General features: G+C 64.8%; 2 protein-coding genes (1 of these 2 cut by a window edge). Both read right to left on the bottom strand.

What is annotated here, in order from left to right; genetic code table 11:
- Window positions 1-23,264 carry the 5' portion of a tandem-95 repeat protein gene (locus tag Q0743_RS26325; protein WP_298244394.1) on the bottom strand. Its footprint begins 10,816 nt before the window's first position, so the window shows 23,264 of its 34,080 coding nt (coding positions 1-23,264); the start codon lies at window positions 23,262-23,264; the stop codon falls past the left edge of the window.
- Window positions 23,261-23,968, bottom strand: a complete 708-nt coding sequence (locus tag Q0743_RS26320) for a hypothetical protein (RefSeq protein ID WP_298244393.1) — start codon at window positions 23,966-23,968, stop codon at window positions 23,261-23,263. Before Q0743_RS26320 ends, Q0743_RS26325 begins: the two co-directional genes overlap by 4 nt.

Raw genomic sequence — 23,968 nt, 5'->3', positions numbered from 1 at the left:
TCGGCCTTCGCCGTCCCGCGCAGCAGGCCGTTATAGCTGTCGGCCACCGACGCCATCGCAAAGCCGGTATCGGTCGCGCCATCGGTGTCGGCGATGCGGTACTCGACCGCGACCTGGCCGGTGAAGCCGGCCGCGAAGTGCACGACGATGAACTTCTCGCCATTCCAGTCGACCACCTCCGCGGTGCCGCGCGGCACGCGCTGGCCGAGCGCGAGCGCATCCGCGTCGTAGACGCCGTCGACACCGACGAAGGTCGGGCGGGCGCGGTTCGGGTTGTCGAGATCGTCGTCGATCACACCGTCGCCGTCGTGATCGGCCTGCTCGATGTCGTAGTCGTTCTTCAGGAGATCGGTGACGCGCAGCACCAGCGGTGCGTCGAGCGGCGTGACGAAGCCCTCGTCCTGGCCGACGGTCGGATCGTCATTGGTCGGGACGATGATGATGTCGACATAGCCTTCCGCCGAGCCGTCGGCGTCGTCGGTTACCCCGTAGACGAAGCCGGAGCTCTGGCTCGCGTCCCGGTTCGGCGTGAACACCAGATTGCCGTCGGCGTCGAACTCGATGGTGCCGTTCAGCTTCTGGCCGGCATCGCCACCGAACACCAGCGCATCCAGCGTCGTCGACAGCCGCCAGCCCAGGAAGCGGAGCGGATCGCGGTCCACGTCCGTGTCGTTGGCGAGCAGTGCCGAAATCGGAATGACGGTCGGGATATCCTCGTTGACATAAATGACGTCGCGCTGCGCGACCGGCGGCGCGTCACCGACATTCTCGAACCACATCGTGACGGTAGCGCCGTCGACCGCGCCTTCGTTGTCGCGGACGAGATAGCTGAACGATGCCTCGCCCCAGAAATCCGCATCCGGCGTGAAGATAATCGTGCCGTGGTCGGTGACCTCGATGTCGCCATGCACCGCGTTGCCGGCGCTCTCGAACTGCACCGCGAAACCTTCGATATCGCTGTCGTTCTTGAGCAACTCGATGATCGGGATCTCGATCGAATGGTCTTCCGTGCCGCGCAGGATCGGCAGGCTCTGGTCGGTATAGCTGTCGTTACCGGCGTCGGGCAGGTCGTTGACCGGCTGATAGGCCAGCGTCGCGCGAGCCCAGGCGATCCCGCCGTGACCGTCGTCGACCTGGTATTCGAACCAGGCATCGCCGTTGAAATTGGGCGTCGGCGTGAACAGGACGGTGTTGTTCTCGAGCAGCACGGCGTTGCCGCCATGGCTGTTGCGGACGGCGGTGAGCGTCATGGTCTCGCCGTCGTGCTCGATGTCGTTGGCAAGCAGCCGGTCGGCGCCGATCACGATCGGGTTGTCCTCCCGGATCGGATCCCCGTTGTCGGTGGTCTCGAACCGGTCGTCGTGCAGCTCCGGCGGATCGTTGACGGGGGTGACGGTGAAGTTGACCCGGCCCGTCGAGGTCGCACCGCTGGGATCCGCGACGACATAGTCGAAGTGGGCGTTGCCCCAGAAATAGGCGCGCGGGGTCACGTGGATCAGACCATCGTCGCCGATCGTCACAGTGACATCAGCGTTGGAGATCACCGACTGCACCGAGAGCCCGTCGTGATCGATGTCGCTGTCGTTGGCGGTCAGCGCGCTCGGATCGAGCGTGAAGGCAGTGCTTTCGGGCGTCGCATTGACCGTTTCGTCATGCGCCACCGGCGCATCGTTCACCGCGGTGACCTGGATCGTCACCCTGGCCTCGGCCCGGCCGCCTTCGGGCGTGTTCGCGACATAGCTGAACTCGGCGGTGCCGTTGAAATCGGCGTTGGGCGTGAAGGTGATGTTGCCATCGCTCGCCAGCGCGACCGTCCCGTTGACGGCCTGATAGACCTGGCCGACGATCATGCGGTCGCCGTCGAGGTCGTTGGCCAGGAGCCGCTCGACGCGGATCACCAGCGAGCCATCCTCGGCGACGGTGAAGCCCGTATCCGGATAGGCGGTTGCGACCGGGCGTACCTTGAGATCGACCGAAGCCGTGGCAAAGCCGTTGTGGCCGTCGGAAATCGTGTAGCTGATCGAGGCGGAGCCGTAATAGCCGTTGGTCGCGGTGTAGTGGATGTTGCCCTGGGCATCAATCGTGGCAACGCCGGAGGTGCCAGCGTCGACGCCGATGATCGTCAGTGCATCGCCGTCCGCGTCGAAATCGTTGCGGAGCAGGTCGGTCGCCTTGATGACGAGCTCGACGCCTGTCGTGACCGAGAAGAAGCCGTCGCCCAGAGCGGTCGGGGCACGGTTGCCCAGCAGCTCGCGCAAGGTCTCCTTGGTCCAGACCACGCCGTCGGCGAAGACGTAGCTCTCGATGCCCTTGGCATCGGTCGAGAGCGCATCGAACACGGTCAGGCTGTCGGCGCTGTTGCCGGTGAAGCGGATGACGACGGCGTCCGAGCCGCGATAGAGCTGCTCGACATGGGCTTCGGACGAGGTGAAATCCGCAATCTCGATCCGGTCGGTGCCGTTCGTTCCGGAATCGACGACCGTGTCGTTGCCGGCCCCACGCCCGAACAGATAGAGATCGTCGCCGGCAGCGCCCGAGAGCAAATCGTTGCCGGCCCGCGCGGCGAAGGTGTCGTTGCCGTCGAAGCCGTAGACGTTGTCATTGCCGCTGCCGTCGATATCCGACAGCGCGCGGGCGCGCATCGCGTCGCGATTCCAGACCGTGCCGTCGGCGAACCGCACCGACAGGCCGAACGACGGATTGTTGGACGGACTGAGGGCGTCGGTCAGCACCACGCGATCGCCCGCTCCTGCGAAGGAGAGCACGAGATCGTTGCTATCGGGACCGGCGCGCACGGCGGAGACGACGTCGGCGACGTTGTAGTCGGCGAGGCTCAGGACGTCGGTGCCCTTGCCGACCGCGTTGATGCGGTCGTCGCCGTCGCCGCGGCGATAGAGATAGGTGTCGTTGCCATAGCCGCCGTCGACGAGGTCGTTGCCCTTGCCGCCCATCAGCGTATCGGCGCCGTCGGTGCCGATGATGATGTCGTTGCCGTCGGTGGTGAGGCTGGCGAGGATCGCGAGCTTCATGTCGGCGACGGTGTACTGCGTGCCGTCCGCGAGCGCGATGGTCTCGACCCCGGCGGAATTGGCGGCGAGCGCATCGACGATGACGATCTGGTCGGTCGTCCCGGCAAAGCGGATCGCGACATCGTCGCTGTCGGCGGCGATGCGGTGGAAGCTGACCTCCGCTGCGGTGTAGCCGCTGATCTCGAGGCGATCGGCCGCGGACGAGGCCTTGTCGTTGATGACGTCGCTCCCATCGCCGCGGGCGAAGCGGTAGGTGTCGTTGCCGGCACCGCCGGACAGATGGTCGTTACCGAGACCGCCGACCATGACGTTGTTGCCGGCATCGCCGGTCAAGACGTCGTCGGCAAAGCTCGGCGCACGCACGATCAGATCGGAGGTGCCCCACACCGTGCCGTCGGCAAAGCGGATCGTTTCGATGCCGCCTGCGCCGAGCGCGCCTTCGATGGTGATGCGTGCGCCGGTCGACTTGACGATCAGCGTGAAATCAGCCCCGTCCTCGCTCTGCGACACCGTGACGTCGTCGGGGACGATATCCGCCGCCAGCAGCAATGTGTCGTTGCCGGCCGTGTCGGCTATGCGGTCGTGGCCGCCATGGGCCGCGAAACGATAGGTGTCGTCACCGGCGCCGCCTTCGAGGCGATCGTTCCCGGTGCCGCCGTCGAGATCATCAGCCCCGCCATTGCCGATCAGCAGGTCGTCGCCGGCGCCGCCGGCCAGCGTGTTGTCGAGATCGTCGCCGCGAATGACATCGTCGCCATCGGTCGCAGCGCGGGCGAGTGCGATCAGGGTCGATGCGGTCCAAACCGTGCCGTCGGCGAAGGTGACGCGCGAGACGCCCATGTCCGGCGTCGCCGCAGAGCCGAGATCGACGCGGTCGCCGGTGCCGATGATTTCGAGCACCAGATTGATAGGCCCTCGTACGACGCGGATATCGCTTGCCAGGATCCCGGCCGCGAAGCTCAGCGTGTTGGTGCCCGAGCTATCGAGAATGACGTCCTGACCGTCGCCGCGGGCGAACACATAGGTGTCGTCGCCGCCCGCTCCCTGCAGCACGTCGTTGCCGGTGCCGCCGATCAGCGTATCGGCGCCCGCGCTGCCTTGCAGGGTGTCATTCCCCGCCTTGCCGTCGAGCGTGACGGAGTTGCCCTGGAAGCTCGCGGGAACCGCGAGCACGTCGTCGGCGCTCGACCCCTGCAGGGATCGCGTCAGCACGTCGTTCCAGGTCCAATTGGTGCCGTCGGCAAAGGCGATCGTCTCGATGGCGCTGGCGCCGTCGAGCGCGCCGGTCACGCGAATCCGGCCACCCTCGTTGTTGACGTGCAGCTCGACGTCGCGGCCGATCTGCACGACGCTGACGTCCGCGGCCGCGATTCCCGCGGCGAATTCCAGGCGATCGCTACCGCCGAGATCGGAGATGGTGTCGCGGCCGTCGCCGCGCGCGAAGCGGTAGACGTCCGTGCCGGTGCCGCCGAACAACTGATCGTCGCCCTGGCCGCCCTCGAACACGTCGGTGTCGGTCGCAAAGCTGCCGTCGCCATAGCCGGTGATGACGTCATCGCCGGAGCCGCCGGACATGATGTCGCTGCCGCCACCGCCGATGATCTGGTCGTTGCCTTCCTGGCCCGCAATCAGGTCGTTGCCGAGGCCGCCGTCGATCACATCATTGTCGCCACCGCCGGCCAGCCGGTCATTGCCGCCGAAGCCGCTGATGACGTCGTTGCCGCCATTGCCGAAAATGCGGTCGTCGAGCGCGCTGCCGTTGAGGGCATGGCCGGTATCGTCGTCATTGATGCTGATCGAATTGTCGATCGCGATCGGAACGCCGTCGAAATTGGCTGAGGTCAGCGTCGTGGCGTCGACGCCGAGCAGGCGCACCAGTTCCTGGTCGGGTCCCGAATTGGCCCGCATCATGACGACCGCATCGCTGCCCGATTGCGCCAGGAATATGCTGCCGCCTTCGAACGGGTTGGGATTGCTGGTCATCAGACGAATGACGTCGCCGCCGGCGCCCGCCTGGAAGTCGGTGATGACGTCGGCGACGATGGGCGCCGCGCCCTGCCGGACCGGCAGGTAGTAATAGGTGTCGCGACCGGCGCCACCGGTCAGCGTGTCGACGGAACCATCGGCTGAGATATCGCCGAACTGATCGTTGCCGGCACCGCCCGACAGGATGTCGGCCCCCTCGCCGCCGTTCAGATAGTCGTCACCGGTTCCGCCGGTGAGCACGTCATCGGCGGCACTCCCGGCCAGGAACTCACCGGTGACAGAGACATCCTCGACCAGACGGGCACGCACGTCAGCCAACGATAGCGTGACGCCGTCGGCCGCAATCTCGAAGGCATCGACGAGATCGCTGACACCGCTGCCGAGGCCGTTGCGGACGATGATGCGATCGGCGCTTCCGGCGAAGCGGATGACCAGGTCCTGGCCGACCGCGCCGAAGCGGATCTGCGACAGGCCATAGCCTTCGATCCGCAACGTGTCGTTCGTGGCGTCGCCGCCGTCGGTGATCGTGTCGTTGCCGTCACCGGCCGCGAACACATAGGTATCGGCACCGGCGCCGCCCGACAGCGCATCGTTGCCGAGGCCGCCGACCAGATGATCGTCTCCCGTCCCGCCATTGAGCGTGTCGTCGCCGGCGCCCCCGAGCAGCAAATCGTTGCCGCCGAGGCCGGAGAGATTGTCGTTGCCGCCGCGCCCGTCGAGGCGGTTCGCGTCGCTGGTGCCGGTCATGGCGTCGGCGGCGTCCTCTCCGATATACGACTGATCCCTCAGATCGTTCATCGTCCAGACGGTGCCGTCCGCAAAGGCAATGCTCTCGATCACGTTGCTCGTATTCGCGATCACATCGGTGAGCTTGAGCTCTTCGCCGGTGTCGCGAATTCGCAGGACGAAGCTGCGCCCGTCCGGCGAGGTGACCTTGATGTCGCCGGGCGCGACGCCGGCGCCGATCTCGACGCGGTCGGTGCCGCCGGTGTCGGTGAGCGTGTCGCTGCCGTCGCCGCGGCCCCAGCGGTAGACGTCGTCGCCTTGTCCACCGTTCAGCGTGTCGTTGCCGGTGCCGCCGACCAGGATATCGGCCCCATTCGCGCCGGTCAGGGTGTCATCGCCGCCTTCGCCGAGCAGCGTGGCCGCGCCGAAGGCGATCAGGCTGTCGTTGCCCGCCCCGCCCGCAAGGATCTCGCCGTTCGTGGTGCCGAGAATGATGTCGGCACCCGCAGTCGGCGTCTTCCAGCGCGCGACGATGTCGGTGAAGGTCCACACGGTGCCGTCGGCAAAGGTGAATGTCTCGATGGCCCTGCCGTCGTTGGCCGAGCCGTTGTTGATAGTGATGCGGTCGTCGCTGTTGCGGAACGTGACGACGAGCGTCGAGGAGTTGCCGACCAGCGCGACATTGACGTCGGCCGGGCTGATGCCCGCGCCGAACTCGATCCGGTCGGTTCCGTTCGCGTCGGTGATGGTGTCCTGACCATCGCCGGCCGCGAAGCGGTAGACGTCGTTGCCCTGGCCGTCGACCAGATTGTCGTTACCCTTGCCGCCGATCAGGATGTCGTTGCCGGCATCGCCGTTGATGGTGTCGTTGCCGCCATTGCCGTTGAGCGTGTCGTTGCCGTTGCCTCCGGAGATCACATCGTCGCCGGCACCGCCGCGGATGAGATCGTCGCCGTCGAGGCCGGACAGCACGTCGTTGCCGATCGCAGAGCTCGCGACCGCCTGCGTCCGCGTGAGGCTCACATTGTCGAGGGAGGCGCCGACGCCGTCCTGGTTGCCGGTGCCGCGGAAGCTGAGCTGGTTGGTGCCTGCGGCTGCCGTGACCAGCACGCTCGAGCGCACCATCGCCGTGCCGGTATTGTTGAAGCTCGCGACCACCGTGCCGTTCCACAGCACGTCGAACGAGCCGTTCCAGTCCCAGGTGCGGTTGGCGTGGTCGAACTGCACCAGGAGCGTCTCGCCCTCGGTGAGACCGGTGACGTCCTGCGCGATCTGAACGTTGGTGCCGCCGGAGCCCGTCCCGTCGAGATCAAGCCAGTAAGTGCCGTTGGTTGCGGCGACGCCGTTGAAGCCGGACGTCATCTGCTCGATGCCCAGCGTCGTCCCCGGCTGCGTGCTGTTGATCCGGGTCCAGCCTGGCAACGTCGTTGCCGAATAACCCCAGCTTTGCGGGCTGGCATCCGCGGCGAGTTGCTCGAAGCTGCCGTTGACGAGCAGATTGGCGCCGACCGGGTGCCATTGGACCGATCCGCCGCCGTTGATGTCGTCCGCGCCGGCCGTGCCGGTCAGGTTGTCGCTGCCGGCGGTACCGACCATCTGTGCGCCGGAGGCCGAGCTCGTGATCGTGGACCGGTTCGAATAGGTCAGGCGCGCCTCGATGTCGGCGGCGGTCCACACCGTGCCGTTGGCAAAACGGACCTGAGAGATCACGGCATCGTGGGCGTTACGCGAGACCCAGACGCGATCCTCGCTGCCGGCAATCGACAGATAGTAATTGCCCGAGAGATTGGAGGCGTCCGTGAGGACGTTGATCTGCGCCGGGTCGATCGTCGCGTCGAACTCGATGACGTTGACGTCCGCGCCGTTGACGGAATCGTAGATCCAGTCCTCGCCGAAACCGGCAGAGAAGCGGTAGGTATCGCTGCCGATACCGCCAAACAGCTGATCGGACCCGGTCCCTCCGACCAGGATATCGCTACCGCCGTAGCTGTTGAGGCTGTCGTTGCCGCCGCCGCCTTCCATGACGTCGGCGTCGACCGAGCCGTACATGGTGTCGTTGGTGGCGCCTCCGACCATCGGAATGCCGCCTTGATAGGGATGCTCAATCAGGTTCCAGCGCGCCCTGATGTCGTTGGCATTCCAGACCGTGCCGTCGGCGAACGCGATGTCGAAGTCGGCGGAGCCGAAGCCGCCGCCCCAAATGATACGGTTTTCGGTCCCCGCAACGCGCAGGATCACGTCGGCATAGGTGATGTCGCCGTTATAGCCGGCCTCGTGCTCGATGATGATATTGCTGGAGGAGATCGAGGAATCGAAGACGATGTGGTTGACGTCGGATCCCCATTCGTAGATCTGATCCTGGCCGAAGCCCGCCGCGAAGCGGTAGGTGTCGGATCCCTGGTTGCCCTGCATCTCGTCATCGCCGGCACCGCCTTCGAGGATGTCGTCGCCGGTGGATCCGTTGAGGACGTCGTCGCCGGCAAAGCCCTTGAGCGTGGACGCAACGCCGTAATTGGCCTCGAGCTTGTCCCAGCCGCTGGTTCCGAGAACGTCGGTGCCCTGGTCGCCCTGCAGATTGACGCCCAGCCACGGCGCGGCGAGCGCGGCCATGTCGTCATATGCCCAGATCGTGCCGTCCGCGAAATGGATCTCGGAGGTCGCATGGAGACCGTTCAGCATGATCCGGTCGGTGCTGCCGTCGATCGTCAGCAACATGCTCGGCGGGTAACCGTCTCCTTCGAAAGTGAGATGGACATTCGCCGCGGCAATCGTCGCGTCGAACTCGATGACGTCGGTGTCGTCTGCATAGTACGGCGTGACGTAAACCGTGTCCGAGCCGAATCCGGCCGAGAAGCGATAGATGTCGTTGCCGTAGCCGCCGTCCAGCTCGTCGTGGCCCGCTCCGCCGATCAGGATGTCGTTGCCGTCACCACCCTGGAGAATATCGTTGCCGGCGCCGCCGATGATGGTTTCGTTCCCAGCATCGCCAAAGATGCCGTCGTCGAAAGCGGTACCGTTCAGCGTCTGATCGGTCGCGTCGCCCAGGACCACGCTGCCCGGCAGCGCCACGGCGGCGGCAACGAGTTGATCGCGGTTCCAGATCGTCCCGTCGTCGAAACGGACTTCATCGACACCGGTGGTTTCATCGGCATAGGCGCTGCCGATCGTAATGGAATCGTCCGAATTGACCGATCTCAGGATCAGGTCGCCGGTCTGCGAGAAATAGACCGCAATGTCGGAGACCGAGATGGTCTGATCGAAAACGATCGCGTTGGTCGAGCCTGCCTCGCGGAAATCACTGACGTAATCGTTGCCGAAACCGCTGGAGAAGCGGTAAGTGTCCGAGCCGGCATCACCGATCAGGGAATCTCGGCCTGCGCCGCCATCGAGGATGTCGTCGCCTTCCGCGGCCCAAAGATCGTCGTCGCCCGCCCCCCCGATCAGCGTATCGTTGCCGCCGCCTCCATTGAGGGAATCGGTGTAAGTCGTGCCGACCAGCGTGTCGTCCGAGATCGCGCCCTGTACGTTGATGCCCGGCGTCCCCACCGCGGCGTTGACGATGTCGTCCAGCGTCCACGTCGTTCCGTCTGCGAAGCGGATGCCGGCAATGCTCTGGTAAGGATCCGGCGCCAGCGTGTAGCGAACTTCGATGATGTCTCCGGTACCTTTGACGTGCACGAGCAGGTCGTCGGTAAGGCCACCGCCCTCGTACACATCATAGGGGCGCAGCACCTCGATGTCGGCTGGTGTAAGACTGGAATCGAATTCGATCCAGTCGAGCCCGATGTCGCCCGTGGAGATCCTGTCGTGGCCGAAGCCGGCCGAGAACCGATAGACGTCGGCACCCGCGTCACCGGACAGGAGGTCGTTGCCGACGCCGCCGGTCAGGATGTCGGCGCCGTCGCCACCGTAGATGCGATCGTTGCCGTCGCCGCCGAGCAGGTTGTCGTCGGTGCCACGGCCTTCGATCAAGTCGTCCTTTGCCGATCCGATCAGGGGATTCGGAATCGGCATGTCCGACGGGGAGAAGGAGCGGTCGTTGCTGGAGAGGCTGACCGCGCGGGCCAGCATCTGCTGCCTGTCGAGCACGGTGCCGTCGGCGAAACGGATCTGCTGGATCGTATCGAGATCGGCGATCGTGATCCGGTCGTCGCTGCCGTTGAAGCGCAGCCGGGCCTGACCGAAATCGGAGTTGCCGTTGCCGTCGGTCGAGACATAGGCTTCCAGCACGAAATCATCGATCGAGAGCGAGGAATCGAACACGATGACGTTGTTGCTGCCGTTCGAGGTCGATTCGTCGATCGTGTCCTGGCCGAAGCCCGCCGAGAACCGGTAGGTGTCCGCGCCAGCACCACCCGTCAGCACGTCGTTGCCGGCGCCGCCGGTCAGCACGTCGCTATAGGCGCTGCCCGTCAGCTGATCATAGCCGCCACGACCATCCAATATGGCGCCGGTCGCATAGGCTGACGCATTGAGGAATTCGGCGGCGTCGGTCCCGACGATGCCGTTGCCGAGCACCGCCCCGATCTGGGTCAATCCGCTGCGATCGTTGGCATCAGCCAGAGCGAGCATGTCGGTGTAGTTGAGCGTGCTGCCGTCGGCGAAGCGCAAGAGTTCGATCCGGCTCCAGTCGGTATCGATATCTCGCTGGACGGTGATCCTGTCCTCGGTACCCACGATGGCGATGATCAGATCCTGACCATTGCTGGCGCGCGTCAACGAGAGGTCAGCTGCGGAGATCCCTGCCCCGAACAGAATCGTGTCGTTGCCGTAGCTCCAGTCGCTGATGACGTCCTGGCCGTCGCCGCGGTTGAACACATAGGTGTCGTTGCCGTTGCCGCCCCGCATCCAGTCGTTACCGGTGCCGCCGATCAGGATGTCGTCGCCGTCGCGGCCGTCGAGGATCGTGTCGTTGCCGGCACCCCCCGAGATCGTATTGGCGAACTGGTCCCCGGCAAAAATGTCGTCGCCGCTGGTCGGTGTCAGCGAGCGGTCGAGCAGCTGCGCATAGCTGAGCGTGGCGCCGTCGCTGAAGCGCAGCAGCTCGATCCGGCTCCAATCGGTGTCGATACCGCGCTGGATCGTGATCTTGTCTTCGGTTCCCGCGATGGCGATGACGAGGTCCTGGCCGCTATTGCCTTGCGTTACAACCAGATCGGCAGCCGTGATGCCGGCGCCGAGCTGAATGGTGTCATTGCCGTAATTCCAGTCGCTGATGGTGTCCTGACCGTCGCCCCGGTTGAAGACGTAGGTGTCGTTGCCGCTGCCGCCGCGCAGCCAATCGTTGCCGGTACCGCCGATCAGGGTGTCGTCGCCTTCACGGGCATCCGAGATCGTGTCGTTGCCGACCCCGCCCGAGATCGTGTTGGCGAACTGGTCTCCGGCAAACGTGTCGTTGCCGGTCGTCGGCGTCAGCGACCGATCGACCATCTGCGTGTAGCTGAGCGTGCTGCCGTCACTGAACCGCAGTTGTTCGATTCGATTGTAGTCGGCGCTGAGCCCGCGCTCGATCGTGATCCTGTCGTCCGTCCCCACGATGGTGACGATGAGATCCTGTCCGCTGTTGCCTTGCGTGACAACGACGTCCGCGGCCGTGATGCCGGCGCCGAACTGGATGGTGTCGGTCCCGTAATTCCAATCGCTGATGGTGTCCTGGCCATCCCCGCGGTTGAACACATAGGTGTCATTGCCGCCGCCGCCGCGCAGCCAGTCGTTGCCGGTCCCGCCGGTCAGGGTGTCGTTGCCGTCACGGGCATCCGCGATCGTGTCGTTGCCGGCCCCGCCGGACAGCGTGTTGGCCGAATTGTCGCCGTTGATCGTGTCGTCGCCCCAACCGCCTTGAACGGGGGGCGCACCGGTGGCGGTCAACGTCTGGTTGGCAACCACGGTGAACGCGGCACCGGCGAAGTTGACGCTGGTGAGGCTCGTCGGCGAGACATTGTCCAGTTGCAACAGCAGCCTCGCGTCAGCAAAGCTCTGCGTGCCCTGCTCCGCGAAATAAATCAGCGTGTCGGAGCCGGCGGCGCGCGCCAGCAGCGTTCCGGACAATCCCTCCGCAATGGCGATATTGAGACTGTCGCCGGCATCACCGCTCCTAAAGTTGGTGACGACGTCGACACGATCGCCCCAACGCGACAGCGGCACGAACACATCGTATCTGTTCTGCGCGGCTGCACCGGCGAGTTCGCGCGCGAACAGGCCCGAGCCGATCTGCTCGATGGTCCCGACCGTCGACGGGTCGACGCCGGCCCCTTGCAGCGTGGTGACCGAGAGGATCTGGACCCGCTGATCGTTGGTGGCACCGCCTGTCGCCGCACCGAAGCCGTACCAGACGTCGGAATCGCCCCCGAACAGGCTGCCGACGACATCATACGTCTTGCGTCCGATCAGCGTGCCATCGACGCTGTAGCTGAAGGTCTTGCTCGCCGCATCCCAGCTGATGACGACATCGTGCCAGGCCGCATCCTCGAGCTGGCTGAAGTCGTGCCGGGGATCGAAATTGTCGTCGCCGGCCTGGCCGTTGACCACGAACTGGCTGAAATCGGTCGCCTGCCCCCAGGTGTCGAAGATGATGCCGAACGAGCCGGAAACCAGCGTGCCCATTCCGCCGCCGCCCGACCCTGTCAGTTCGGCTGCGCTCTTGTTCTGAACGGCGAAGGAGAGGCCGTCGGCACCGCCCTCGTTGGCGCCGAAGAACATCTTCGTGGTCCAGACCACGTTCTGCGCGAGGTCGATGCTGCCCCAGACGGCGCCGACCCTGCTGCCGGCCTCCGGCGTCAATTGATAAGTGCCGCTGCCGAGGTCCGTCGCCGAACCGACTACGGCAAGGCCGGTGACCGGCCGCGAGACGGCGTCGTAACGGGCAAGGCCGATGGTCGAGGATCCCTGCGATCCTCCGCCGCCGGGGCCCGACCCTGCGCCTGCGAAGACCGCGTCGGCGAACGGATCGGACGACGAATTGCTGGGATGCAGCACGTGCTCGGCCGCATCGGGCGTGAGCGCGCGCGACAGCAGCGTCGCCGCGCTCCATTGCGTGCCGTCGTTGAACCGCACGACATCGATGGGCGGCGAGGTCGCATTGGCCTGGCCGACGATCGTCAACCGGTCGTCACTGCCGACAAAGCGCAGCACGATATCGTTGCCGTCCCTGACGACGACGACATCGCTCGGCACGATCCCGCTGTTCAGGCGCAGCGTGTCGCTGGAGGTTGCTGCGTTGGCGGCCTCGCGGATGGTGTCGCGGCCATAGCCGCGGCCGAAGACATAAGTGGTGTCGCCGACGCCGCCGGCGAGCACGTCGTCGCCCGCGCCGCCGTCGAGGGTGACCGCGACGTCGAGCTGCGGACCGAAATCGATGGAATCGGCGCCCGCGCCGGTCGACGCCGCCGCGTGCGAGATGATGTCGGCGAGCTGCCACACCGTGCCGTCGGCAAACTCGAACTGCTCGATCCCGTAATCGGTCGCGCTGTTGCCGGCGCGGAACATGTCCTTGAGCGTCAACCGGTCGTCGCTGCCGACGAGGCCGATCACGAGGTCGTTCGGCCCGACCGAGAGGAAGCGGATATCGCTCGGCAGGATGCCGGCCGCGAAATGGACCTTGTCGACCTTGGACGCATCGGTGATCTCGACATCGGCAATCGTGTCCTGCCCGTCGCCGCGCCCGAAATAATAGAGGTCGGCGCCGCTGCCGCCTTCCAGCAGATCGTCGCCCTTGCCGCCGGTGACGACGTCGGCACCTCGTCCGCCTTCGATATGGTCGTTGCCGAGACCGCCGGAGATCGCCGTGCCGATGTCGGGATTGGCGAGATCGGAGGGAACGATGATATGGTCGTCGCCGTCGGTCGATGCGATCGCGGCGGCAAGGGTTCGGTAGCTGAGGCTGCGGCCATCGGCGAAGAGCACCTTCGCGATGACGGGATCGACGTCGCTGGCGGGATCGACCAGCGTGACGCGGTCGTCGGTCCCGTTGATCGACAGCACGATGTTGCCGTCGGCATCCCGCGTCGCGACGATATCCTCCAAGGCAATGCCGGCGCCGAAGACGAGCGTTCCCTTGCCGTCGGCCGAACCGTTGCTCTCGATGCGATCCTGCCCGTCGCCCCGTCCGAACCGGTAGACGTCGTCACCGCCGCCGCCGATGATGACGTCATCGCCCGCGCCACCGCTGAACGTCTCACCGCGCGCGGAGCCGACGATGCGGTCGTCCTGCCAGGTGCCGACATCGGCCGCCATGTCGCGGAGCTGGTCGAGCGTGAACGATGTGCCGTCGCTGAAGCGGACCGCGTCGACGCCGTTCCAGCCCCAGACGTAGCGCAGCACGATCTGGTCGGTCGAATCGGCAAAGGACAGCACGAGCTCGTTACGCGCCGGGTCGATCTGCGAGACGCGCAGCTCGTCGGGCCGATAGCCGGTGATGGCGAGCGTGTCGTTGCCGGAGGCGTCGTCGATGACGTCGCGGCCGTCGCCGCGCGTGAAATTGTAGGTGTCGTCGCCGGCCCCGCCGCTCAGCAGGTCGTCGCCCGCGCCGCCGGCGATGACGTCCGCGCGGCCGCTGCCGACGATGATGTCGTTCCCCGCGCTCGACTGCCCGGCGATCGCCGCTTGCACCAGCGCAGCCCCGCTCCAGGTCACGCCGTTGGCGAATTCGATGTTCGGCAGGCTGCCATTACCGAGCGCGCCCCGGACGATCAGCTGGCTTCCCGACGAGAAGGACACGATGAGGTCGGTCGAATCGGTCGCGACGAGCCTGACCATGGCATCGGTTGAGGCGTAGGCCTCGAGCACGACGGTCGCGCTGGTCACGCCTGATGGCATCTCGACGCTGTCGATGCCTTCCGAGGCGCCGATGATGACGCGGGAATCCTGGGCAAGGATGAGGCGGTCGTGGCCGGCGCCGGGATGCAGTGTGCTGGCAGCCGGCAGCTCGCGGAGATCGACGAGGTCCTGGCTGGCGTTCGACAACCCGTCGCGGATGAGGCCGCGCACGTCCTCGATCGACAGCGTCGTGCCGTCGGCAAAGACGAAGCTCTCGACCGGCCTTGCGTTATAGCCGGACAAAATGGCGAGCCGGTCGGTGCCGTTGCCGATCGAGATCAACAGATCGCCGTCGATGTTGCTGAAATGGACGAGGTCGGAGGTAATGCCTTCCCCGAACACGACCTTGTCGATACCGCCGGCGTCGTAGACGCTGTCACTGCCGTCGCCGATGCCGAACTTGTAGGTGTCGTTTCCGAAGCCGCCTTCGAGCGCGTCCTGGCCCGCCGCGCCCGACAGCACGTCGTTGCGGTTGTCGAAGCCGATCAGATGGTCGTCGCCGGCGGTGCCGGTCAGCATGCGGTCGATGATGGCTTCAATGGACAGAATCCGCCCGTCGGCGAACTCGAACTGCTCGACACGGCTGGTAGAGAGGCCGTCGACGATGGTCAGCACGTCGAGGCCGCTGCCCAGGTCGATGACGAGATCGTTGCCGTTGCGGCTGACGACGATGTCCTCGGATCGCACCGAGGCGCCGAACACCACGCGATCGACGATGCCCGCCGTATCAGGCCGCTCGATGATGCGGTCGAAGCCGTAACCGGCCGAGAACGCATAGGTGTCGGCACGGTTGCCGCCGTAGAGCGTGTCGTCGCCCTGCCGCCCGTCGAGCACGTTCTCCTGTTCGAGCAGGCCCGTGATGATGTTGTCGCCGCGGTTGCCTCCGGCGATCTGGAGCAACTGCTCGACGTCCGAGATCTTGATGGTCGAACCGTCGAAGAAGCGGAACAGCTCGACGCCGTCCTCGGCGTCGCGGAACTGGTTGCGGATGCGCAGCGTGTCGGTTCGGCCGGTGATCGAGATCAGGAGGTCGTTGCCGTCCTTGGTGAAGACGACGTTGTCGCGGGTGATGCCGCCGCCGAACTCGACGACGTCGTCCACCGGCACGTGCACGCCGCGCCGGTCCGACCAGCTCGCGCGCACGCGGCGATCGATGATGACGTCCTGACCGTAGCCGGCGTCGAACTTGTAGGTGTCGCCGCCGTCGCCGCCGACCAGCGTGTCGTTGCCGCCGCGGCCGTCGAGCGTTTCGGCGAAATTCGAGCCGGTGATGGTCTCGTCGCCGTTGGTGCCGACGAGATCGATATCCTCGGGATTGACGTCGAGGAACGACACCGTGCGGTCGGTGAAGACCAGGCTCTCGACCGCATTGGTCTGGCCGTCGTCGCGCACATACTGGTTCTCTAGCACGAAGCGCTGGCCGGTGGCGCGGACGGTGATGATGAGGTCGAGCGCGGTGCGGGAGAAATCGACGTCGGTCGAGGCGATGCCGGAGAGCACGAGCTGATCGTTGCCCGAGCTGTCGAGGATGGTGTCGTTACCCTCCCCGGCCGCGACGTAATAGACGTCGTTGCCGCCGAAGCCGACCAACCGGTCGTCGCCGGCGCCGCCGTCGATCGAATCGGACAGCTCGTCATAGCCGTAGATCGTGTCGTTGCCGGCGGTCTTGGCGATGTCGATATAGTGCTGGGCCAGCTTGAATCCGGTCCAGACCGTGCCGTCGCCGAATTGGATGTCCTCGATGACGTTGATGAAGCCGAGGATCGGAACGGTGGCGAGGAAATCCTGCAGCACGATTTCGTCGGTGGTGCCCTTGATGCGCATGCGCAGCGTATCGGTTGCGCCGTCGCGCAGGAAGTCGAGGTCGGTCCAGCGGATCTCGTCGATGAACTGCAGCTTGTCGTGCTGCGGCGGATCGAACAGGCCGGGAATGGAGTTGTCGAGCACGACATCGCGGCCGTAGCCGCGGCCGAAGATGTAGGTGTCGTCGCCCTCCTTGCCGGACAGGAAGTCGTTGCCGGCGCCGCCGTCGAGCGTGTTGGCATTGATCATGCCGTAGATCGCGTCGTCGTTCGCGGTCTTGGCGTTCTCCAGCACCATCTGCACGATCGCAGTGAAGTCGAGGCTGGAGCCGTCGTCGAACACGAAGCGCTCGATCAGGTTCGGCGCGACATAGTCGAGCCCGTCGCTTGAGCCGAGCACGTCGGAGAACAGCCCGAGGCCGGTCTTGATACCGGCGAATTGGCCCTTGATGACGAGCGTGTCACCGGTCGGATTGCCGTTGTCGTCGAGGAAGACGATCTGCAGATCGGGGCTTTCGCCGTCGCGGATCAGCTTCAGATTCTCGAGCTTGATGCCGCCCTTGAGGCTGAGCACGTCGATGCCCGCCTTCACCGGCCCGAACGAGAAATTGCCGAGGTCGTCGATGACGTCCTGCCCGTCGCCGGCCTGGAAGACGTAGATGTCTCCGCCGGCGCCGCCGCTCATATAGTCGTTGCCCTTGCCGCCCCAGAGGATGTCGGCCGAGCCCGAGCCCATCAGGCTATCGTTGAACTGGCCCGCGGCGCGCTCCCGGTCGAGCACCTCCATCGACATGCGGAAGCGGTCCCAGGCGACGCCGTCGGCGAACACGATGGCGCTGACGCCGGAATCGGCCCGCTTGCCGTTGCTCAAAAGCTCGTTGTTCTCGCCGAGGAACTGGTCGGTCAGGCGGATGGTGTTGGTGCGGCCGCGGATCTCGAGAATCAGATCTTCGCCGTCGCGGATCGCCTTGACGTCGGTCGACAGCACGTCGGTGAGACGCAGCTCGTCGCTGTCGCCAAAATCCTTGTCGTCGATGACGTCGTCGCCGGAGTTGCGTCCGACGAAATAGTAGTCGGCGCCTTTGCCGCCGCGCAGGGTCTGGTTGCCCGCGGTCATGTAGAAATAGTCGGTCGCATCGGTGCCGTTGACGATGACGTCGCCGGCCGTGTGGGTGATGATGCGCTCGTCGCTGATCCCGAGCGCATGCGCGACGCCGCGGATATCGAGATCGACGCCGACGGTCTCGAAGGCCGGCAGCATCATCTGCATGATGAAGGCCTGATTGACCGCGAGCGTGGAGCCGCCGAGATTGCCTTCGCCGGAGGGGTGATAATCCGGATAGACCTGCGCCAGGATGCCGTTCCACTGCGCGAGATAGTCGAACACGGCATCGTCCGTGTTGCTCGCCGGCGCGCCGGCGAAGATCGCCTCGAACATCGGGGCGAGCTCGCGGTTGGTTGTCGGCTTGTAGCCGTCGGAGGCGGCGTCGTACGCGACCCCCTGGAAGAAATCCTTCAGGCCGCCCTGCATCGCAATGCGCACCGCATAGCGGCGCGAGGTCGCGATGTACTCGGTCATGACCGGCTGCAGCATGTCGATCATGGTCGCGATGCCGGAGACGTAATGCGCCGGATCGGTCGACAAATTGGCGCTGCCGCCGGGGCCGACCGCATAGGCGATGTGCCCGGTCGCGTTGTCGAGCTGCGCCGTCAGCATTTCGGGGTGGAAATCGATGCCGCCGAGCGAGGTCGCGAAGTGGAACTGCGCCGGCGTCAGCATCTCGACGCGGTAGGTGGAATTGTCGGTCGAGTTCACCTCGTCGAGCGTCGCGAAGTCGATCGCGTAGTTGCGCAGGTTGAATTCGCGGGAATCGCCGGTTTTCCATTCCAGCTGCAGCGCCCGGTCGAGATTGCGCGCCCAGACGTAGAAGGTGCCGTCCTGGTCGGTGACCTCAACGGTGTAGTCGACGGCGATGCCGTCGGTGAAGCGCACGCCGATCTTGTCGACGGGAAGATTGGCATAGGGGTTGAAGCCAAGCTGCTCGGTCCGCCACTCCGTGCCGGTGGGATGGGCGAGCGCGAGGATGGCGTCCTTGCTGGCGTAGCTGGTGGCGGCATCGGAGGCGAGCTTCCAGCTGCCGTCGGCCTGCTTGATGCCGTAATCCAAGATGACGGCGCGCCCGTTGACGACGCTCATCAGGTAGGGCGCGGCGTCGCGATCCGTCAGCGCGGCGTCGCGTTCCGACGGCGACCAGGTCTGCTCCAGGCGCCAGCTCGCGCCGGAGGCAGCCGCCTGCGCCAGCACGTCCTGCATGGTGGCGCGCGCGATCGGCTGGCCCTGCGCGTCGAGCACCAGCGCGCCGGAGGCGAGCGTCCAGTAGCCGCCCTGGGCGTCCTCGACATAAACGCCGCGGTCGAGCAGCACGGTCTTGCCGGCGGCATCCGTGCCGATCAGCACGGGCGTCAGCTCGCGCGTCTGCTCGAGCGCCTCGCCCCAGGCGCCGAGCACCTCGCCCACCTGCGCCACCAGCGTACGCAGCTTCGGCGTCGCCATTGCCGCGGCCGTGGAGGTCACGAGCTCGCCGAACGCGATGTCGTTGGCGGCGGCCACCGCGAGGTTGGTCACCCGACCAAAGCCCTTGACGTCGAGCGTCGAGCTCGACTGCCAGGCCGCCCGGCCGGCCTCGCCGGCATATCTGGTGTCGGTGTCGTTCGAAGCCAGAATGGCGTCGAACATGTGCCTGACGGGGCCGGTCTGGAAGGTGACGTCGCCGACGCCGGTGAGCCGCGCGCCGTTGGGCGTGGTGATATCGATCGCGGTGGCGCCGAGATCGATGCTGATGATGCCGAGCTGATCGAGCGTCTTCAGCTCGCCCGTATCGGTGATGCCGTCGCGGTCATAATCCTGCCAGACCTTCAGCTCGGACCACAGCACGTCCGCGGCCGTGATCTTGCCATCGCCATTGGAGTCGAGCTGCGAAAGCTGGGCGAAGCCGGACCGCCCGACGCCTCCGAACATCTCCGAGATGTCGTCGATCCCGCCATTGCCGTTGACGTCGCGAACCAGGAAGCCGTCGTCGCCCTTCAGCCAGCCGGTGCGCTCGGCGAACAGGTCGTTGTCGATGTCGAAATAGACTTGCCCGGTGGCAAGCTCGGTCGTCTCGATGCCATCGCCGTCCAGGTCGATCACCAGCGGATCGGCGTCGTTGGACCATCGCATGCCTTCCGCGAACCGCGCCGCAGCCGCGGACAGCGTCAAGGCCTGGTCGACCAGCGCCATGCCGCCATACTGCGCGGCCAGCGCCATGCCGATCACGCCGACCAGCGGCTGAACCTGCTCCATGAGGTCGGCCAGCGGATTGACCGCCTTGAACACCATGCCGAGGTCGCCTTCGCCGGCAAGTTCGGCCTGGTGCTGCCCGATGAAGCTGCCGACCAGGTCGAAATTCTCGACCTTCATCCAGCCCTTCAGGATGCCCTGCGCGTCCAGCGCCTGCTGCGCCTTGTAGGCATCGCTCGAGGTGCCGCCGAACACCGCCGTGAACAGCTGGTCGAACTGGTTGGTCACATACATATCCAGCCCGCCATTGGCGTTGGGCCGGAACACGTAGGTCATCCAGGGGAACAGATCGTCGAAATAGACCGAGCGCGCCGGATCGTATTTGCCGTTCTCGTCCAGGGAATTGTAGAAATTGGCCATGCCGATGGTGGCGCCGAGAAGTCCGCCGAACGCGGCAAGACCCGCGATGCCGCCTTCGGCGTCGCCGCCCGTGAGCGTCAACCCATAGAATTTGAGGACGTCGTGGTGTTGCGCATCCTTGATGACGGTATTGGCTGAATACCAGAAATTATCCGCATTCTCCGCCGTGTCTTCGACCTGGGTCGGCGTGGTCTTCTGGCTGCCGTCCGGATTGAGCACCGGATTGCCATCCTCGTCGAAAACCGGCTTTTCATAATAGCCGCCGACAGCGTCGCCCCAGATGATGCCGCCGTTCGAGGTGTTGTAGATCCAGTCCTTGCCGAGGCCACCGGCGGCGATGCCGCGGTCGCCGCCGACGAGCAGGATGTCGTCGTTGCCTGCTCCGCCATCGACCGTGAGCGACAGCTCCTCGGCCGCTCTCGGTCCGTCGGGCTTGGAGGGATCGATGAGCTCGCCGGCATCCTTGTGTCCGGCGCCGTAGTAGACCATGAGGTCCTTGCCGTCGCCGCCGGAAATCTTGCCGAATCCGTCGTGATTGGCGGTGCCGAAGAAGCCCTGCTGCACGCCGAGGAGATTGGACAGATTGCCGCCGAAATAGACGTCGTCCTTGCTGGTGAGGATGACGTTCTCCGCGCCGCGGAAATGCAGCTCGGCCTCCGGCTTGAAGAACGCTCGCAGAAGCTTCAGGGCGACCGAATTCGTCAGATCGACGATGCCGCCGGCGCCGCCGGAATTGTCCGCGACGGAACCGTTGATCGTGATGACGCCGTTGGCCCGCGCCTCGAACGAGACGGTGTCGAAATCCTGCTCGCCCAGGACCCCGCTCTTGGGAGCGCTGAGGTCGACAATCACCGGCAGCTTGCTGAGGTCATCGCTGATTGAGACGAAGTCGGCTCGCTCGCTCAATTCCACGATGTCGATATCGATCATGATATCGCTGCTGACCCGACCGGTATTGAGGTCGCGCACAGTCAGCTTGATGCCTTTGCTCGTTCCGTAGGTGACCAGCTCGCCGGAGACGATCTGGAGGCCCTTAGCGGCGAGCTGATGTGTGACGGGATCCTGGACGCTGTAGCGAACCTTGTCGACGTCACCGGCTCCGACGAGGCCGCGCAGATAGTCCAGGAAGCCCTGCACCATCGATTTCTCGAGGGTATCGCCGACATAGATGTCGCTACCATCGTCCTGCGGGCTGTGCTGCTCGCCGATCTCGTCGACGAATTCGTCGTTGCCAGTGCCGCCAAGCACCATGTCCCGACCGCCGCGGGAATAGACCACGTCGTTGCCGGCACCGAGGATCAGCAGGTCGTTGCCGGAGGTGCCGTGCACCTCGTCATCGCCCTGCGTGCCGATGTAGACATCGACATGAACCTGATCGCCCTTGGTCTCGGGGATCTTGTCCTTGTACGTACGTTCGCTGAGCGTGATTTCGTCGTCGGCTGCAGACGTGACAAGGTGATAACGATCGAAGATCGATCCGGACGATGCTTCCCAGAAGGCGGCAAGCTTCTTGAGCGCCTCCTCGTCGACCTTGGAGGCCGCAAACCCGGTAATCCCGGTGATAAGCCGGGATATCACCGACGGGTTCGTCTCGGCGGACTGCCCGAAGAATGCCGCGCGGAACTTGTCCTCGTCGACGGGGGCCAGTCTATCGGGCCCCTCGGTGTCGCGACCCGCCTTGAGGACATTGCCCCAAAGGATGCTCGAAAGGTCAAGTGCCAGGGCCGTGTTGTCGTCGGACAGGGCGATAATGCCGCCCTTCGCTCCGTCGCTTCCGAGAACTTGCTTGGCCTCGGAATCCTCGACGTCATTGATGGCAAGCGCACCGGCATATTGCGCCACCATTCGCGTCATCAACGAGGTGACGTCCTTGGGGAAGACCGCCTCTAAGAGGCTGGTGAACAGAATCGGCGTGTCAAAGAATGCATTGTGGTTGGTTAGGTTGACCGTCACATATCCGAGTTGCGACCAGTCATCGATCAAGGCGCTGACGCCGGTATCGCCAAACGGCTTGGAGGCATCCGTGCCTTCATCCAGAGCGGAATAGGCGATCGCCGTCTGGAGAATCGTCGTCCATTTTTGCTGATCGTGCGCCAGTCCGGAGATGGCCGAGGTGTCGGCGCCCGCAGCCTTGGCAAGATCACCATCAAATAGCGCCCACAAGCCGGTGTTCGCGATCCGGTCGTTCTGCCAATTCGCGTAGAATGAGTTGGTCTGCTTCGACAAGTCGGCAAATGTCAGGATCGTCAGGAGCGCCTGGCTATGCCGCTGGTCCGGAAAGGGGTTGGTCCATCCGTAGGTGTCCATCACCGTTTGATCGATGTTCGCCTCGGCAGCCACTTGCCCGCCGGCAATCACGCCGCCGAGTGCCGCCAGCAATGCGCCCGGCAATGGACCAAGTAGGCCTCCCAGCAGAAAGTTGGCCAGAACACCAAGCCCGATGCCGACGGCGCCGGCAATGATGCCGTTGCGCAATCCCGCGTTGATTTCGTACGCGGTGGAAATGCCTTTGAAGACGTCGAAACTCGGTTGGTGAATCTTGAGCTTGTCGAGAAGGTCTAAGGTAAAGACATCGGTCGCCAATATCTGGTCATCGGCGTGCGCAGGATCGTTGTTCCATATCTGGACGGCGTTGAGAACCTGGTAGGCGAGCGTTGCGATTGCGGCAACGCCAAACGGCATGTGGTCAAATCCGACCCCAGTCGAGCCTGACAGATAGGCCGCAAAGCCCGCCAACCCGCCTCCCAGGGAGTGACCAGTGACGATCGGCTTCGCTCCATCGACGTCGAAGATGGTGCGGTTGGGATTGTCATCGAGTGCGCGAACGACAGACTCGTAGTACGCAATTGTCATGCCGGCCTGGCTGCCGAGGCCAAACCCGCCTGTCAGGCCGGCACCGACCGCCCAGCCATTCCAGACGTCACGAAAGATGTTGTAGCCCTGCGTCCCATCATAGTCGGTCCCGCGATAGGCAATGACCGTCTTGTTCGGATCCGTTATCGCCGAAACTCGCGAAACGTCGTACGAACTCGCATAGAATCCCGCGGCGATCGACCCGTCCGGAATAGCGATCGTGTTAATCGTCGCGTTGCCGAGTTCGGTTGCCGAGCGACCGACGGCAATGACTTGTTCGCCGTACCCGCGGTGATAACTATCCATCGCCAGGATTGCGAGGAACAGATCCTGTTTGGTTATCGGAAGGGTCATTTTGCGCTTCCTGAAACAAAGCAGCCGTTGAACAACGTCCGGGCCAGCGACCGGTCGTTAAGGGTCTTGACTTGCTGATCGAGTCGCGTCTCCGGATGTGGTCCAAGCCACTTCAGGCGCTGCCTGATCCCCGTTGTCAGCGGCGTTTGCTGATCGACGACTTGAAACGTTATTTCTGCGAGCTCGTAACCTGCGCCGAAACTTGCTGCGAGATCGTTGGAAGCGACCTCGATGACTGACTTCGGCTCGTTTATATCCGTGAAGGTGACCAGTATCGGATACTGCCCACGTCCCAGCTTGGCGGACGGTTTGGTCTCGTTAGCCCTCTTCATCCGTTGCATGAGGCCGTCGTCAGGGCCGCCCAGCTTCAGCTCGGGGTAAGAAAGGACTGCCGAAACAATTCCGAAAATGTCCCGCTGCCAATCCGGACCGCAGAGCAAGGCAAAAAGTAATCGGCCATCGCCCAGATCGACCATAGGCGCCTCACCGATATATCCGGACCCGCCAATGTCCCCTGGAAGCGGAATGACTGACGGCCCCCAAGCGTCGTTCTGGAGCACCGACGAGCCCGTCTTCATGCCTTGGGGTGTCCTGACCTCGAGCGTCAACCGATAGCGCAGCGTCTCATGGGGCTTCAGGCAGCCCGAGAGCGGCGCCGCCGCGACGCTGGCAAGAAGCCCCAAAACTCCTCGTCGTCCCATCAC

The organism is uncultured Bradyrhizobium sp. (assembly GCF_936943645.1).
Lineage (GTDB): Bacteria > Pseudomonadota > Alphaproteobacteria > Rhizobiales > Xanthobacteraceae > Bradyrhizobium.
The sequence above is the reverse complement of the archived record's forward strand: the minus strand, read 5'-3'. Positions and strand labels throughout refer to the sequence as shown.